Origin of the sequence: Gryllotalpicola kribbensis, from assembly GCF_039538245.1 — a bacterium.
Taxonomy (GTDB): domain Bacteria; phylum Actinomycetota; class Actinomycetes; order Actinomycetales; family Microbacteriaceae; genus Gryllotalpicola; species Gryllotalpicola kribbensis.
This window is the reverse complement of record NZ_BAABBX010000015.1, coordinates 513,454-528,432: the sequence shown is the minus strand read 5'-3', so window position 1 is coordinate 528,432 and position 14,979 is coordinate 513,454. Positions and strand designations below refer to the sequence as shown.

The window sequence follows — 14,979 nt, the reverse complement described above, 5'->3', positions numbered from 1 at the left end:
ATGTCGCCCCCGCGCTTACGCTTGACGCATGCACGCGACGACCATCTACGGTAAGAACGACGTTCGATACGAAGAGGTTCCGAAGCCCGAGCTGATCACCGGCGGGGACGCCATCGTGAAGGTCGTGGCGGCGTGCGTCTGCGGCTCGGATCTGTGGCGCTACCGGGGGATCACCCCGGTGAAGCATCCGGCGCGCATCGGCCATGAATTCGTCGGAATCGTGGAGTCCGTCGGCGACACGGTGTCGAAGATCAACGTCGGCGACTTCGTGATCGCACCGTTCTACGACTGCGACATGACGTGCGTGAACTGCCGGAACGGCTTCACGACGTCGTGCCTCGAGATCGGCTGGTGGGGCGGCAAGGACCACTGGGGCAACGACATGCAGGGCGCGCAGGGCGAGTATGTCCGCGTGCCGCATGCCGACGGCTCGCTGGTCGCGACGCCCGGTCAGCCGAGCGCCGAGCTCGTTCCACACCTGCTCACCCTCGCCGACGTGTTCGGCACCGGCCACCACGCGGCCGTCTCGGCCGGCGTGAAGCAGGGCTCGACCGTCGCGGTCGTCGGTGATGGTGCCGTGGGGCTGTCCGCTGTGCTCGCCGCGAAGCGGCTCGGCGCCGCGCGCATCGTGCTGATGTCGCGCCACGAAGACCGCCAGAACCTCGGCCGCGACTTCGGCGCGACCGACATCGTCGAGCAGCGCGGGGACGAGGGCATTGCCGCGGTCAAGGCGCTCTTCGATGGCGTCGGGCCCGACGCCGTGCTCGAATGCGTCGGCACGAAGGAGTCGATGGACCAGGCGCTGCGCTCGGCCCGCCCCGGCGGCCAGGTGGGCTTCGTCGGTGTGCCGAGCGGCGGCCCCGAGCTGCCCGTTCGCCAGCTGTTCGACTCGAACGTCGGCGTGCGCGGCGGTATGGCGCCGGTGCGCAACTACATCGACGAGCTGCTGCCCGAGGTCTGGAACGGCTCGCTCAAGCCCGGGCGCGTCTTCGATCTCGAGCTGCCGCTCTCGGAGGTCGCCGAGGCCTACGCCGCGATGGATGAGCGCCGTGCGATCAAGGTGCTGCTGAAGCCTTAGCGGCGCGCTTCTCCTTGGCGTAGGTGACCACCGAGGAGATGCCGGTGTAGCCGGCATAGGCGAACAGCAAGCCCGCGGCCGTCGGGATGATCCACGCGCGGTTGCCCTGCGCGTTCACGAGGTCGTTCACCCAGCCGAGGCCGGGGATCGAGTACCACAGTGTGGCGCGCACCTGCTTGCCGAGCACGGGCGCATCGACGGTGGAGTTCGCGTCGCCCTGTGTGATGAAGACGAAGGTTCCGCTGCTCAGATGGCGGATGTTGGTCACGCGGTGCGTGACAAGGGTGGGGTCCTGCGGATAGGGCTGGTAGGAGATGATGTCGCCGATGCGGATGTCACCTAGCTGCTGCGGAGCCAGAGGACGCACGACGGCCATTGTTCCCGGCGGCAGCGCAGGCTCCATCGACGAACTGAGCACGGTGAGCGGCACCGCCCCGGTGAGTTTCGGAAGTGCGATGGCGACGACGCCGATCCCGAGGATGATCGCGAGCAGCCCGGCGGTCACACCGTAGAAGAGCCAGTACCAGGCGCCGTGTTCCTTCCGGGGCTCCTCGGCCGGAGCATCCGTGATCGCCGCCGGCATGCGCGGCTCTGTGATCGTCATCAGATACTCCCTTCTTTACTGGGTGCCTCTTCAGGCTCGACGAGCTCGTAGGTGATCTCGCCGCTCTCGCCTTTGTCCAGGCGGATCGTGAGGGTGAAGACCTCACCATCCCGCTTACCGGTCAGGACGACTTCGCGGGGCCCGCTCCAGAACTGCTCGGGAAGCGCGAGCTTGACGCCCCCATCGGCCGGTTCGACCTCGATCTGTTCGTCTCCGACTGTCGCACCTTCGATCGTGTCGGCGCTGTCTCCGTCGAGCTCGATCAGCGTGAGCGGCTCTGCGGCCTCGTCCTCCACCGTCACTTCGGCTGCCGGGGGCTCGGGGGCCTGCTCGGGTAGAAGCGCTTCCGGCACGGCTTCAGGCCGAGGCGCGGTGCCCGCAGGCTCGGCGTCCGGTGCCGGTTCGGTGCCCTCAGGCTCCGACTCCAGTCCAGGCTCGCCAACGTCGGGCCGAGTCTCGGGGGTCGGCGCGGGGGCAATGACCTCCGGTTCCGGCGCCGGCGTCGCGGGCTGCGGTACCGCCGGTTGCGATGTCGACGGTTGCGGAGCCGCTTCCGGCACGACGGGTTGTGGGGTCGCCTGCTGAGGGCTTGTCTCGAGGTCTGCCGCTTGCGCGGCCTGCGGGGCCTGCGCCGGTGCTGGGGCGGAGAAGGTCATCACGGGGGCCGGAGCGCTGGCGCGCTGCGGCGTCGTCGGGTCGACGCCGTAGATCAGCACGGAGTTCCCGGAGCGAGTGGCCCACAGCGTCTTGCGGGCGACCCACGTCGGGTCCCCGGATACTCGGACCTCGACCGTGATGGCGACGGTCTGCCCGGTCCCGGGCGCATCCTTCAACCTTCCCGACTGGGCGAAGGTCGCCCAGACCCGGTCGGGGCCGATCTGGTAGCGCGGGCTCCAGTAGAGGTACGTCTCGGAGATCTGTGCGATCCCGTTGACGGAGACGGTGTAGGTGTCTCCGAACGGTCGATTGGGGTTATCCCAGACGAGGTGCAGGTCGTAGCCATGCAGCACGTCGCCTTCCCAGCGGGCGTTGCTGGTGTCGAGGTCGATCGGCAGGGTGGGTCTGTAGGTCACGTACTGGACGATGCCGACCCCCGTCACGAGCGACCACGCCGTGTCCGCTGTGGCCCACGACGAGGAGATCTTCGTGAGCACGGTGATCTCGAAGACCGCGAAGTCGTCCTGCAACTCGAACGCGTCGGGGTCGAGCGTGGTCGTCGCCTGATAGGTGGCGGATTCGTCCGGCTCGAGGGCGAGGTCATAGAGCCAGGCGGCCCAGCCGTCCCAGTCCTCTTCGTCCGTGCCGTTGGCACCCGCGCGGGTGAACGACCAGCTCACGCTGTCGTAGAAGTCCGGATTGCCGCCCTCGTCCTGCCTCCGCTGCACGCTGGCCTCGAAGTGCTGAAGCTTGACATCGCCCGTGTTCGTCACTTCGATCGTCGCGGGCGCGCTGGTCAGGTTGTCGTCGTCGGCGTAGTCATGCTCGCTGAGCTGCTCGAAGCCGGTGACGGTGAAGTTCGGCCCGCCTGCGCGAATGACGGCATCGCTTCGGATGGGTGCGAAATCCGACCAGGCGGCACTCGTGCCGACGGGGCTCAGCAACGACGTCACGAGCACCGCAAGGCCGCCGGCGATGAGGGGCAGCAGCCAGCTGCGTGTGCGCCGGGGCGTGCGAGCGCGGTGGCGTGGTCGCGTCATGTGGGTCACCCTCTTTCAGCGTGAGTGCGCGAACCGGGGGCTAGGGATGCCGCTGTTGCGGCATCCCTGCGGATGTGCTCCCTTCGTTACGGCGTCGGCGGGACGTAGCCTGCGTGGTCCTCATGCGGCACCTGCTCGATCGAGAGCCCGATGTCTTGAAGCGGGATCCGGGCGCCGTAGGCGACCTTGTCCATCGCGTCGTCGTCGAACGTCACCTGCGCGCGGACGTGGAAGACCTCGGTTCCGCGCGTGAGCTCGAACGTGTTGGTGTCCGACACCCAGTTGACGCCATCGCGGCTGATCTGGACCTCGTGGACGAGGTCGGCGAAGAAGGCCTCGGCCGCCTCCCGCTCCGCATCGGTCATGTCGTTGAAGTCGAGATTCTCGAGGCTCACGCCGAACTTGGCGACGAGGTAGTCGCCATCGACGATCACCGGAACGCGGTCCCAGGTCATGGTGACCACATCGCCAGGAACGAAGCGAACGGCCTCGATCTCGTCGGCGGTCCCTTCCTCGCTGTCCGGCAGGTCCACGACGGGGTGGCCGTTGATCTCCCAGTCGGCGTAGGGCAGATGCCCGCCGTACTCGCTGAGATCGAACTCCAACCGACCTGCGTTGATGGCGGCGTCGTTTCGCAAGGCTGCGGTGTCCTGCCACAGGGCGAAGGTTCCAGCTCCACCCAGCAGAAGGGCGACCCCGGCGGCGCTGGCGATTGCGCCTTTGAACAATCTGTTCATCAGGTGTTCCTGCTTTCTGTGCGTCAGCCGGATCACCTGCGTTTTAGGCACCCCGGCCTGTTCGCCCCCTGCACCTCAATTCTACGCTTGCATACAAGTTGAATAGAGATTCGTACCCCACCTCCGGGCTTATTGGGAGGTGTTCTAATAGGCGCGAGCGGCAACGAAAACGGACAACCAAAACGCCCCGCCTGCCGAGGCAGACGGGGCGTCTCGCGAAGCGCTGAAGCGCGTCTTCTAGTGGGTCACCACGGGTGCGGCATCCGTGCCCTCAGCCAGCGCGGGCGCGTTCGACCCCCACAGCGCGTAGAGCACGAACGCGACGCCCACGAACACCACGCCGCCGATGATCGCGGTGGTCAGCCCGCCCGCGACGCCCGCCGTCGCGGCCGCCGAGACGAACACGGTCGACAGCACGGCCACGCCGATCGAGCCGCCGAGCTGCTGCATGGTCTGCAGCACCGACGAGGTCGTGCCGACGTGCCCCTCGGGGGCGTGCGCCATGATCAGCCCGGTGAGCGGCGCGAAGGTGAGGCCGGCGCCGAGGCCCATCACGATGATGGGGCCGAGGATGCCTGCGGCGTAGCTCTCGTCGGCGTGCAGCTGCGAGAGCCAGCCGAGCCCGACGACGAGCGCGGCGAGCCCGACGGCGCCGACGAGGCGCTCGCCGAACTGGGGAAGCAGCCGCGGTGCGAACTGCGAGACGACGATCATCGTCACGACGAACGGCAGCAGCGAGAGGCCAGTGCCGAGCGCGCTGAAGTGGTAGACGTCCTGCGTGAACAGCGTGATCAGGTAGAAGAACGCGAACATGCCGGCCGGCACGAACAGCATCGAGATGAGCGGCACGGCGCTGCGCGACCGGGTGAACAGCTGCAGCGGGACCACGGGCGAGTGGTGGCTGCGCTCGATCGCGACGAGGCCGATGAGAGAGGCGAGCGCGACGGCGAACGACACGATCACGACCGGGCTGCCCCAGCCCGAGTTCGCGGCCTCGGTGAAGCCGTAGACGAGGGCGACCATCGCGATCACGCTGGTCGCGGCGCCGCCGAAGTCGAGCGTCTCGCGGGTGCGCTCGGTCTCGCCGAGGAAGAACGCGGCGCCGACGGCGATCAGGATGCCGATCGGCACGTTGACGAACATGACCCACTCCCAGCCGAGGCCGGTCGTGAGCACGCCGCCGAGGATGAGGCCGATGGCGCCGCCCGAGCCGGCCGCGAGCACGAACAGGCTCATCGCGCGGTTGCGCTGCGCGCCAGCGGTGGTGTTCTCGATGAGCAGCACCAGGGTGCTCGGGGCAGCGATCGCGGCGCCGACGCCCTGCACCACGCGGGCGATGACGAGGGCGGACGCCGTGGGCGCGAGCCCGCCCGCCGCGCTCGCCACGATGAAGACGAGCGTGCCGATGATGAGCGCGCGCTTGGCGCCGATCTTCGAGCCGAGCTTGCCGGTGAGCAGCATGAGCCCCGCGAATGCGAGGGCGTAGCCGGTGACGACCCAGCTGAGGCCGCTCGGGGTGAAGTGCAGCGCCTTCTGGATGTCGGGAAGGGCGACGTTCACGATGCTCGCGTCGACCACGAGCATGAGCTGGGTGATGAAGACGGTGATGAGGCCGAGGATCGCCGTGCGAGGTCGACTGCTGGTCGACCCGCCGTCAGGCGAATGGAGACCCGACTCGCGGGAAGAGAGACCCTTCGCGGGGCCTGTGAGATCAAGGGAAAGAGTGTCGGTCACGCGACGTCCGATCACGAGAAGGTGTACGGTGAATCCGAATCCGGAGGAAGTCTCCGTCTTTCGGAATCCTCACAATATGGAGATTGCCTCCGCTTTGTCAACAAGCGGAGGCCGAATCCGGTTCGCTGGGAGTGAACGACATGACGACGGATGCCGCAACGCTGAAGCGGCCCCTGCGCGCCGATGCGCAGCGGAACTACGACAAGATCGTGCAGGTCGCGGCGCAGGCCTTCGCCGAGAAGGGCACCGGAGCCTCTCTCGACGACATCGCGTGCCGCGCGGGCGTGGGTCCCGGCACGCTGTACCGCCACTTCCCCACCCGCGACGCGCTGCTCGCCGCTGCACTGCACGGGGCACTCGACGAGCTGGGCGACACGGCCCGGCGCCTGATGGCCGCAGATGACCCGGCGGCCGCCCTCGACGAGTGGATTCTCGAGCTCGCGCGTCACCTGCGCACCTACGGCGGTCTGCCCGAGTCGATCGCGACCGCCCTGCAAGACCCGAGCTCGCCGCTGTGCACGAGCTGTCAGCCGATGACGGCGGGAACCGCGAAGATCCTGGCGCGCGCCAAAGAGGCCGGCGCGGTGCGCGCCGACGTGCAGGCATCCGACCTCAATGCCCTGATCGGCTCGCTCGCGTGGGCGTCCGAGAGGCGCGGTGATTCGGATGCCGCGCTGCGGCGTCTCATCAAGCTGGTCACCGACGGCCTGCGGCCGCTTTCAGTGGTCGAGTAGCGACCGCTCGCCCTCACGTTGGTCGAGTAGCGACGAAGGAGCGTATCGAGACCCTTTCCTGGCGGGGAGGGGGTCTCGATACGCGGCCGGCGCAGGCGCCGGCTGCTACTCGACCAGCGTGCGGGGCGGCGTGACGCTCTACTCGTCGACGAGGACGATCTCGGTGCGCGAGAGGCGCGTGCGCGGCTGGCGCTCGCGCTCGGCCAGCACCTCGTCGAGGTCGTCGGGCGCGCCGACGGTGCCGATGGCGGCGACGACGAAGGGCTTCACGTCGGCGGGCAGCTCGAACGACGCCGCGAGAGCCTCGGGGTCGAAGCCGGTCATCTGGTGCACGTGCAGACCGTCGTGGTGCGCCTGGATCGACAGGTGCGCCATCGCCTGGCCGAGGTCGTAGCTCGGGGTCGCCCGAAGCTTGCCCTCACTGTCGCGCAGCTCGGTGTACAGCCCGACGAGCAGCACCGACGCCGCGGGTGCCCAGGCCTGGTTGAACCCCATCAGTGCGGCCGAGACCTTCTCGAAAGCGGCCGAGCCGCGACGCGCGACGATGAAGCGCCAGGGCTGCGAATTGCCGGCGGACGGGCTCCAGCGCGCGGCCTCGAGGGCCGAGGCGAGCTTCGACTCGTCGATGGGCTCTGCGGTGTAGGCGCGGGGGCTCCAGCGCGCGGCGAGGACATCGAGGATGGGGGCATCCGTCTGCGCGCTCTTGGTCTCACTGATCAGCGTCATCGCGCTGACTCCTCTCGATTGCTCGGGGCTCGGCGTCAGCGCCGATGGCTTGTACAACACCATGCGAACGCATGAGGGCGGGGAGGTATTCCGGGCGCCGCGCGCGAGGGATCGTGAGGGATGGGACGCGGTCGAGCTCGACCGACGGGATCTACAGGGGGGGTGGGAGGCGAGCCCGCCGGCCGAGGACCGGGTGGGTCGGCGTCGACCCCGAGCGGCGGGCCGCCCGCTGCACCCGGTTGCGGCCCCGCTCGATGGCTTAAGTCTAACTTAGATGCAACAGGGATTCAAACTGGAGCACGGTTGTTCTCGAAGAGCACCGGCTCGTTGTACTCCCAGCTGCTGACACGTGCGGACTCGATGATCACCTCGTAGACGATCTCGCGCGCCTGGTCTTCTGAGGTCATACCGTCGAGATAGCGCGGCACCTGCGCCCGGTAGAAATCGGCGATCTCGGCGAACCCCTTGCTCGCGCGACGCACATGCACCCTATTGCTGCTGATCGTCGCCCCGTTCTCGGTTGGCACCGTGAGCAGGGCGGCCTGCCCGCGGTCGAACTCGGGGATCTTCGGCGCCTCGGGCGCTGACGTGACGTACCAGACGCCCGGGCGCTCGGTGGTGACGAAGCGCATGAAGCGGCTTGAGGGACGGCCGAACTCGTCGACCGTGGACAGGATCACGAGATCGGTCGCGTCCGTGAGGGAGTTGAAGAGCTCCTGACCGCGCGCCCGGAAGCGCGGATTCTCGTAGCGCGTCGCCCGCACCTCGGCGAGCACCGCATCGAGACTTTCGTACTCGTTCGGGTGGCTCTCGAGGGTGTAGAGCGCGCGTGGGATCAGTGCGGAGATCTCCTCGCCTCGGTAGAAGAACTGCTGCCAGCGGCGACCCGCGTGCAGGTCGCCCGAGTACTTCTGGTTGAGTCGGGCGTCCTTCCCGGTGAGTACGCGTCGGCCGGACGCCGACCGGAACCACAGTTCGCCGAGCAGCCAGCCGATCACGGCGCCGATGACGAGTGCCAGCCAGTCGTTGTCCCAGAACTCGACCAGCGGTGCCCCGAAGAGGCCGCGCACCGCCGCATAGCCCAGGCCGACGACGACAGCGACGACGACGGTGATGAGCGTGCTCAGCAGGGCGCGGAACCGGGTGCGCTCGCGGTGCATCGCGCTGACCGCGCGCCGGCGCTTCTTCTGCGTGAACTCGCGCTGCTTCATGTCGTCGATCACGCGCAGATCGTCAGGCGAGAGCGCCATCAGTCCACCCCCACGTCATAGTCGCGGTAGCGGTCGCGCAACTCGAACGTCTCGAAATCGGCATACGGCTCGATCCGGATGTTCCGCAGGCCGAGCCGTGCGTCCTCCGGCCCGAACCTGCTGGAGTAGAGGTCGTCCGCGATCGCCAGGCGCAGGTCGAGTCGCTCGACGTCGTAGGTGATGCGATCGCGGCGCCAGCCGTCCAGCCGGCGGTCGATGAAGAAGAGCGCCAGGTAGCCGAGCACGAAGATGACGAGCAGGGTGCCGAGGACGATCGACGTGTCGTCGAACATGACGAAGCCCTCGCGGTAGTTCCACCAACCGCCTCGGTCGTTGCGGTGCAGGATCGCCGAGGCCGTGATCCAGATCGGCAGGATCGAGAAGACCCAGCCCACGAACGCGAGGAGCAGTTGGGGGATCTTTTTGCGGAAGCCCACCGGGCCGAAGAACCAGTCGACCGTAAGGTCCTTCTCGTCGATCGTGTGGACCACGTAGTCCGGGCGGCGCTCCATGGGCTCAGCGATCATCGCTGAGGCACCTCCGGCTGTGCCGGTGCTTCGGTGAGGCTGGTCGAGCGCTCGGGCGACTTCCACACGCCGCCGTCTCGCATTGCGACGATCTTCCGGACCGTGGGGAAGAACTCCCAGACCACCGTGAAGGTGTTCACCATCCAGTAGACCAGCATGTACCAGGGGGCGAAGAGCAGGTACTTGAGCGTCTTGCCGCCGTCGTTGTAGAAGGACGCCGTGGCCACCTGGATCGCACCGACGATCATCTCGATCGCGACGAAGATGCCGACCATGTACCAGTTGTGGAAGAACCGCTCCCAGTTCAGCGTGACGAGGAAGTAGAGCTGCAGCAGGGCGAAGATCGCCATGCTGACCCAGTACAGGAAGCTCCAGACGACGCTTAGCGCGTAGTCCACGATGACCGGGATCATGGCGTAGTTGCGGATCGGGTGGCGCAGCAGCCGCGGTCCTTTCGTCAGCATCACCATGATGCCGCCGGAGGACCAGCGCTTCCGCTGCTTGATGAGCGGGCCGAGCTTCTCGGGCACGTCGAGGAAGAAGCGGATGTGAGCCGCGAACAGCGAGCGCCAGCCCATCGTCTGCATATCCCAGGCGTTGGCGATGTCCTCAGTGGGCTGCTCGGGGTGCCACCCGCCGACGTCCAGCACGGCCTGCCGCCGGTACATGGTGTTGGCGCCGGAGAAGGCGAACAGCGACCCGATCGCCATCTGCCCGCGCTTGATGATGCCGATGATCGAGTTCAGTTCGTTCTGCTGCGCAAGCGCGGTCATGGTGGTGCGGTTGGCCGCGAGCATGTTGCCGGTGACGGCGCCGACGTTATGGCCGCCTGGGCGCTCGAAGTGGCTCATGTACTGCCACAGCGCGTCAGGGGTCGGCTTGGTGTCGGCATCGTTGGAGAGGATGAAATCGCCCCGTGCGAAGCCGAGCCCGAGGTTGAACGCGGCCGCCTTGCCGCGATTCGCGACCACCGTGAGAACGCGCAAGCCGTCGAACTCGCCCTGCAGCTCGTCGAGGATCTCGGCCGTGCGGTCGGTCGACCCGTCATTGAGCACCATGACCTCGTACTTGTCGAGGGGATAGTTGAGCTGCGTGAAGAGGTAGCGCACCGTTCCGGCGATGGATGCCTCTTCGTTGTGTGCCGGGACGAAGATCGTCACGAACGGCGGCTCATGTTCGAGCGGCCGGGGAAGGTCGTACTTCTCGAGGAAGAGCTTGTAGTAGAAGCTCGAGACGATGAACGCCATTCCGCCGACGATGGGGTAGCCCACGATCACGAAGATCAGGACCTGGATGAACCACCCTCCGGCGGTCGTCGGCATCCCTCGCCCCCTTACGGCCGGTGCCCTCCGCCCGGAATCCGGCCGGCCTTGGTGCCGATCATACGACCGCCTGGGTCGCCTCCACTATGGCGTCGGCGAAGGCTTCGACGTCCTCCTCGCTCGTGTCCCACGCGGTCATCCAGCGCACCTCGGCGAAGCCGTCGGTGCGGGTCGAATCCCAGTCGTAGAACGCGTAGCGGCGGCGCACGATGTCGGCGGCGACCTTCGGCAGGGTCGCGAAGACGGCGTTGGACTGGGTCGGCTGCGTGAACGAGAGGCCGGGGGCAGAGGCATCCGCGACCGCCTCTTCGAGCTGCTCGCGCAGCAGCGCCGCCATCTCGTTGGCGTGCTGGGCGGCGCGCAGCCACAGGCCGTCCTCGAGCATCGCCACGAGCTGCGCGGCGATAAAGCGCTGCTTGCTCGGCACCTGCATGTCGGCCTTGCGCAGGTATTCGATGCCGAGCGTCGTCTCGGGGTCGACGATGACGACGACCTCGCCGAACAGTCCGCCGTTCTTGCTCGCACCGAAGCTCACGATGTCGACGCCGACCTCGGTCGTGAAATCGGCGAGCGGCAGCTCGAGCGCGGCGGCGGCGTTGGCGAGGCGGGCGCCGTCCATGTGCAGGGTCAGGCCGCGGCTGTGCGCATGGTCGGCAACGGCGGCGATCTCGTCGGCGGTGTAGACCGTGCCGAACTCCGTCGCCTGTGTGATGCTCACGACGCTCGGCTGCGCGCGGTGCTGGTCACCCCAGCCCCACGCCTGCTTGTCGATGAGCTCGGGGGTGAGCTTGCCGTCGGCGGTCGGCACCGGCAGGAGCTTGAGGCCGCCGACGCGCTCGGGGGCGCCGTTCTCGTCGGTGTTGATGTGGGCGGATTCCGCGCAGATCACCCCTGACCAGCGCTCGGTGATGCTCTGCAGGGCGAGCACGTTCGCGCCCGTGCCGTTCAGGGCCACGTGGGCCTCGGCGGCGTCGCCGAAGTGCTCTTTGATGAGGGCCGTGAGGCGGGCGCTGTAGGCGTCGGCGCCGTAGCTCGGCTGGTGCCCGCCGTTGGCGATGAACATCGCCTCGAGCACCTCGGGAATGGCCCCGGCGTAGTTGTCGCTCGCGAAGCTGATGACGGACGGGTCGTGCAGTCGCTCGAAGGCCATGACTCCATCATGGGGCCAAGCCTCATCGAGTACGCAGTAATCGATCTGACGCCGGCGTGAAGTTCGCCGCGTGGGGCGAGTGCCGCGCGGCGCGCGAGTCGGGACGGGGCATCCGCAACCATTGCAAACTTGCTTACCTTGAGATAGAAAGTTCGCAACCCCGGCGCGTGACCCCTCGGCCGGGAAGAGCGAACCGTCTCAATGAGGAGATCGAAATGCACAGCATCAACGGCGCGAGCTCGCTCGGCTCCGCGTTCGCACGAACCCGGCTCGACCGGCGCACCCTGCTCAAGGCCGGCGCGGCGGGCTTCGGCGCCGCCGCCACGGCCAGCCTGCTCGCGGCCTGCTCCGGCGGGTCGGCCAGCTCGAGCTCCGGCACCACCACCGTTCGCGTGTGGAGCTGGTACACCGAGCAGAAGGACACCCTGCCGAAGGTCATCAAGGACTTCGAAGACAAGCATCCGCACATCAAGGTGAACCTGCGCATCTTCGGAACGCCGGACCAGTACCTGCCCGCGCTCACCGCGGCGGTCTCGGGCGGCGACGTGCCCGAGATCTTCGCGCCGCACGTGCGTGCCATCACTTACGGCAAGCAGGGCATCTCCGCCGACCTCAAGAAGGAGCTCGGCAGCGACTTCCTGAAGGACTTCTTCCCCGCCGAGAACCAGGAGTACAGCGACGGCGACAAGCAGTACGCGCTCGGCTGGGAGGCGCAGACCTTCGGCATCTTCTACAACCCCGAGCTGTTCGCGGCGGCCGGCGTCGACGGCGAGCCCGAGACGTGGGACGACCTGATCGACGTCGCCCAGAAGGTCAACGCGACGGGCAAGTCGTCGGTCGCGTTCAGCGCGAACCCCGGCACGAGCGCTCTCGACTTCTTCCTGCCGCTCATCACCCAGGTCACCGACGACCCGACCTACTTCCTCAAGCTCGACCAGCTCGAGAAGGGCTACAAGTGGACGAACGAGCCGGTGGTCAAGGCGCTCGAGCTGAACGACCGGATCGTCAAGGCGAACGTCTTCCAGAAGGGCACCACGGGAACCTCGGGCGACCAGGCGACCCAGCTCTTCTACACCGGCGCCGCGGCCATGCTGTTCGCCGGCTCGTGGATCCCCGCGGGCCTCATCCAGAACGCGACGCCCGACTTCGTGAAGAAGTACAAGATCATGAAGACCCCCGCGATCAAGACCGGGGCGCGTCACTGGACGGCCGACCAGGCTGGCGCCGGCTTCGCCGTCTCCGAGACGAGCAAGGCGAAGGACGCGGCGCTCGAGGTGCTCAAGTACCTCTACTCGCCCGACGTCTACTCGAAGCTCATGAACGACTCGAGCAGCATGCCGGCGACCCAGTCCGCCGTCGACCGGGTCACGAGCCCGCAGATCAAGCAGATGGCGTCGTGGCTGCCCGACGGATGCCCCCACATCCCGTTCGGGGCCGGCTCGTCCGCCTCGGGCGACCCGCTGACGAAGATCTTCGACCAGAAGGCCTCCCCCGCGGACGTCGCGAAGCAGATGCAGACCGCTGTCGTCAACGCGCGCGGCTGAGAAAGGAGGGGTCCGGCGGATGTCGAGTCAGACGATTTCACGGGGGATGCCGCGCCGCGGCAGCTCCACGTCGGGAGGGTCGCACCTGTGGCGGCTGCAGCGCTCGGAGCGGCTCGCGGGCTACGTTTTCTCCATTCCGATCACCGTGCTGTTCGCGGTGTTCGTGGGGTGGCCGATCGTGTTCGCGATCTATCTCGGCTTCACGAGCTGGAGCGGGTTCGGCAGCCCCACCTTCACGGGCTTCGCGAACTACGAGCGGATGTGGAACGACCCGGTCGCCCGGCAGGCGTTCATCACGACGATCGTCTACGCCATCGTCACGACGGTCCTCCAGACGGTGATCCCGCTGTTCATCGCGGTGCTGCTGAACTACGTGTGGAGCGGGCTCAGCGTCGTCATCCGCACCATCCTCTTCATCCCCGGGATCGTCTCGTTCGTCGTGTCGGGCGTGCTGTGGAAGCTGATCTACGACCCGAACCTCGGAACGCTGAACAAGGCGCTGAGGGGGCTCGGTCTCGACGGCCTCGCCACGAACTGGCTGAGCAACCCGGCGACGGTGCTGCCGGCGATCATCGTGGTGTCGCTGTGGGGTGCGATCGGCACGAACATGCTGATCTACTTCGCCGGCATCCAGGGCGTCGATCCGACCTACTACGAGGCGGCGCAGATCGACGGCGCGAGCCGGTGGCAGCAGTTCCGCTTCGTGACGATTCCGGGGTTGCGGGTGGTGACGGCGATCGTCGTGAGCCTCAACCTCATGAACGGGTTCAAGGTCTTCGACATCATCTTCGTGATGACCGGCGGAGGGCCGAGCCACGCCTCCGAGGTGTTCGGCACGTACCTCTACTCGCTGGCGTTCGGGTCGACTGCCGGCTCGATCCCCCAGCTCGGCTACGGCAGCGCGTTCAGCGTGATCGTGATGCTGCTGTGCGGGGTCGCGGTCGCGGTGCAGGTGTTCCTGACGCGGAGGGCGCAGCGATGACGGCGACCATGGCCCGCCCCGGGCAGGTGCCGCGCACCGACCGCCGCCCCGCCGCGCAGCAGCGGCGCAGACGACCGGCCCCGATCGGGAAGTCCTTCGCCTCATTCATCCTGATCGCGATCGCCGCCTTCACCGTGTTCCCGCTGATCTGGCTGGTGCTGACGTCGTTGCGCCCGCAGAACACGATCTTCACCGGCCCGATCTTCCCGACGCACCTGACCTTCGCGGCCTACCCGGAGGCGTGGGTGTCGACGGGCTTCGCGGTGCACTTCCTGAACAGCCTGTGGATCACGGCGGCGACGGTCGCCGGTGTCGTGATCTTCGCGTCGCTCGCCGGCTACGCCTTCGCCAAGCTGCGCTTCCCGTTCAAGAACGTGCTCTACGTCGCCCTGCTCGCGACGCTGATGATGCCGGCGACGTCCCTGATCATCCCGCTCTATCTGCAGCTGCGTGCCATCGGCCTGCTGAACAACCAGCTCGGCCTGCTGATCCTCTATGTCTCGAGCTCGGCGCCGTTCTCGATGTTCCTGATGCGCGCGTTCTTCGAGACCCTGCCCGACGAGCTGGTGCAGGCCGCCCGCGTCGACGGCGCCACCGAGCTGCAGGTGTTCCGGCGGGTCGTCCTTCCGCTCGCGCGGCCCGGAATGGCGACGGTCATCATCTTCCAGTTCCTGCAGACCTGGAACGAGTTCCTCTACGCCAACACGGTGCTGCAGGACACGGGGAAGCTGCCCCTGCAACCCGTGCTGTTCAGCCTGATGGGGCAGTACAACACCGACTGGCCCACCCTGACCGCCGGCCTGACCATGTCGATCGTGCCCGTGATCCTCGTCTACGTCTGGATGCAGCGCCAGTTCGTCGCCGGCCTCACACTCGGCGCGGTCAAGAACTGAG

14 protein-coding genes are annotated in these 14,979 nt (G+C 67.4%); 5 read left to right on the top strand and 9 right to left on the bottom strand.

Annotated elements, in window-relative coordinates; genetic code table 11:
- The first annotated feature begins 28 nt into the window (after positions 1–28).
- Positions 29–1,078 (top strand): zinc-dependent alcohol dehydrogenase family protein, encoded by a 1,050-nt coding sequence (locus ABD716_RS11945; protein ID WP_344777122.1) that lies wholly within the window; start codon positions 29–31, stop codon positions 1,076–1,078.
- Here the strand turns inward: ABD716_RS11945 and ABD716_RS11940 are convergent.
- From ABD716_RS11940 to ABD716_RS11925, 4 genes are all read right to left on the bottom strand, one after another.
- Positions 1,056–1,682, bottom strand: a complete 627-nt coding sequence (locus ABD716_RS11940) for a signal peptidase I (protein ID WP_344777120.1) — start codon at positions 1,680–1,682, stop codon at positions 1,056–1,058. The genes ABD716_RS11945 and ABD716_RS11940 overlap by 23 nt on opposite strands.
- A complete protein-coding gene (locus tag ABD716_RS11935) occupies positions 1,682–3,298 on the bottom strand; it encodes a hypothetical protein (protein ID WP_344777118.1) in 1,617 nt (538 codons plus the stop codon). Before ABD716_RS11935 ends, ABD716_RS11940 begins: the two co-directional genes overlap by 1 nt.
- Positions 3,299–3,465: 167 nt before the next feature.
- Positions 3,466–4,167: an alternate-type signal peptide domain-containing protein gene (locus tag ABD716_RS11930; protein ID WP_344777116.1), complete on the bottom strand. Its 702-nt coding sequence runs from the start codon at positions 4,165–4,167 to the stop codon at positions 3,466–3,468.
- Positions 4,168–4,353: 186 nt separating this feature from the next.
- Positions 4,354–5,850 (bottom strand): DHA2 family efflux MFS transporter permease subunit, encoded by a 1,497-nt coding sequence (locus ABD716_RS11925; protein ID WP_344777114.1) that lies wholly within the window; start codon positions 5,848–5,850, stop codon positions 4,354–4,356.
- A 140-nt stretch (positions 5,851–5,990) separates the two neighbouring features.
- On the opposite strand from ABD716_RS11925, the gene ABD716_RS11920 reads away from it, so the two are divergent.
- Complete coding sequence (locus tag ABD716_RS11920; protein WP_344777112.1) at positions 5,991–6,584, top strand: TetR/AcrR family transcriptional regulator; 594 nt, start codon at positions 5,991–5,993, stop codon at positions 6,582–6,584.
- Between the two features lie 138 nt (positions 6,585–6,722).
- Here the strand turns inward: ABD716_RS11920 and ABD716_RS11915 are convergent, their stop codons facing one another.
- The 5 genes from ABD716_RS11915 to ABD716_RS11895 form a co-directional block, all read right to left on the bottom strand.
- Positions 6,723–7,310, bottom strand: coding sequence for a nitroreductase family protein (locus ABD716_RS11915; RefSeq protein ID WP_344777110.1), 588 nt, complete (start codon positions 7,308–7,310; stop codon positions 6,723–6,725).
- Between the two features lie 287 nt (positions 7,311–7,597).
- Entirely contained in the window at positions 7,598–8,560 is a 963-nt protein-coding gene (locus ABD716_RS11910) for a hypothetical protein (protein ID WP_344777108.1), read from the bottom strand.
- Positions 8,560–9,087 carry a hypothetical protein gene (locus ABD716_RS11905; protein ID WP_344777106.1) on the bottom strand — a complete coding sequence of 176 codons (528 nt, stop codon included), beginning with the start codon at positions 9,085–9,087 and terminating at the stop codon, positions 8,560–8,562. Before ABD716_RS11905 ends, ABD716_RS11910 begins: the two co-directional genes overlap by 1 nt.
- The gene (locus tag ABD716_RS11900; RefSeq protein ID WP_344777103.1) at positions 9,084–10,409 is read right to left on the bottom strand and encodes a glycosyltransferase family 2 protein; all 1,326 of its coding nucleotides are present in this window, start codon (positions 10,407–10,409) and stop codon (positions 9,084–9,086) included. The genes ABD716_RS11905 and ABD716_RS11900 overlap by 4 nt, the downstream gene beginning before the upstream one ends.
- 58 nt (positions 10,410–10,467) lie before the next feature.
- The gene (locus ABD716_RS11895; RefSeq protein ID WP_344777101.1) at positions 10,468–11,559 is read right to left on the bottom strand and encodes a threonine aldolase family protein; all 1,092 of its coding nucleotides are present in this window, start codon (positions 11,557–11,559) and stop codon (positions 10,468–10,470) included.
- A 215-nt stretch (positions 11,560–11,774) separates the two neighbouring features.
- Between ABD716_RS11895 and ABD716_RS11890 the strand changes: the two genes are divergently transcribed.
- The 3 genes from ABD716_RS11890 to ABD716_RS11880 are packed head-to-tail and all read left to right on the top strand — an operon-like array spanning position 11,775 to position 14,978.
- Entirely contained in the window at positions 11,775–13,103 is a 1,329-nt protein-coding gene (locus ABD716_RS11890) for an ABC transporter substrate-binding protein (protein ID WP_344777099.1), read from the top strand.
- Between the two features lie 19 nt (positions 13,104–13,122).
- Entirely contained in the window at positions 13,123–14,085 is a 963-nt protein-coding gene (locus ABD716_RS11885; protein WP_344777097.1) for a carbohydrate ABC transporter permease, read from the top strand.
- The gene (locus ABD716_RS11880) at positions 14,082–14,978 is read left to right on the top strand and encodes a carbohydrate ABC transporter permease (protein ID WP_344777095.1); all 897 of its coding nucleotides are present in this window, start codon (positions 14,082–14,084) and stop codon (positions 14,976–14,978) included. The genes ABD716_RS11885 and ABD716_RS11880 overlap by 4 nt, the downstream gene beginning before the upstream one ends.
- Position 14,979: the final 1 nt, after the last annotated feature.

Bases quoted from the DNA above. Each gene is read 5' to 3' on its own strand.
- ABD716_RS11915 (WP_344777110.1), bottom strand. From the start codon at position 7,310: ATGACGCTGATCAGTGAGACCAAGAGCGCGCAGACGGATGCCCCCATC.
- ABD716_RS11940 (WP_344777120.1), bottom strand. From the start codon at position 1,682: ATGACGATCACAGAGCCGCGCATGCCGGCGGCGATCACGGATGCTCCG.
- ABD716_RS11905 (WP_344777106.1), bottom strand. From the start codon at position 9,087: ATGATCGCTGAGCCCATGGAGCGCCGCCCGGACTACGTGGTCCACACG.
- ABD716_RS11900 (WP_344777103.1), bottom strand. From the start codon at position 10,409: ATGCCGACGACCGCCGGAGGGTGGTTCATCCAGGTCCTGATCTTCGTG.
- ABD716_RS11880 (WP_344777095.1), top strand. From the start codon at position 14,082: ATGACGGCGACCATGGCCCGCCCCGGGCAGGTGCCGCGCACCGACCGC.
- ABD716_RS11885 (WP_344777097.1), top strand. From the start codon at position 13,123: ATGTCGAGTCAGACGATTTCACGGGGGATGCCGCGCCGCGGCAGCTCC.
- ABD716_RS11890 (WP_344777099.1), top strand. From the start codon at position 11,775: ATGCACAGCATCAACGGCGCGAGCTCGCTCGGCTCCGCGTTCGCACGA.
- ABD716_RS11945 (WP_344777122.1), top strand. From the start codon at position 29: ATGCACGCGACGACCATCTACGGTAAGAACGACGTTCGATACGAAGAG.
- ABD716_RS11895 (WP_344777101.1), bottom strand. From the start codon at position 11,559: ATGGCCTTCGAGCGACTGCACGACCCGTCCGTCATCAGCTTCGCGAGC.
- ABD716_RS11910 (WP_344777108.1), bottom strand. From the start codon at position 8,560: ATGGCGCTCTCGCCTGACGATCTGCGCGTGATCGACGACATGAAGCAG.
- ABD716_RS11920 (WP_344777112.1), top strand. From the start codon at position 5,991: ATGACGACGGATGCCGCAACGCTGAAGCGGCCCCTGCGCGCCGATGCG.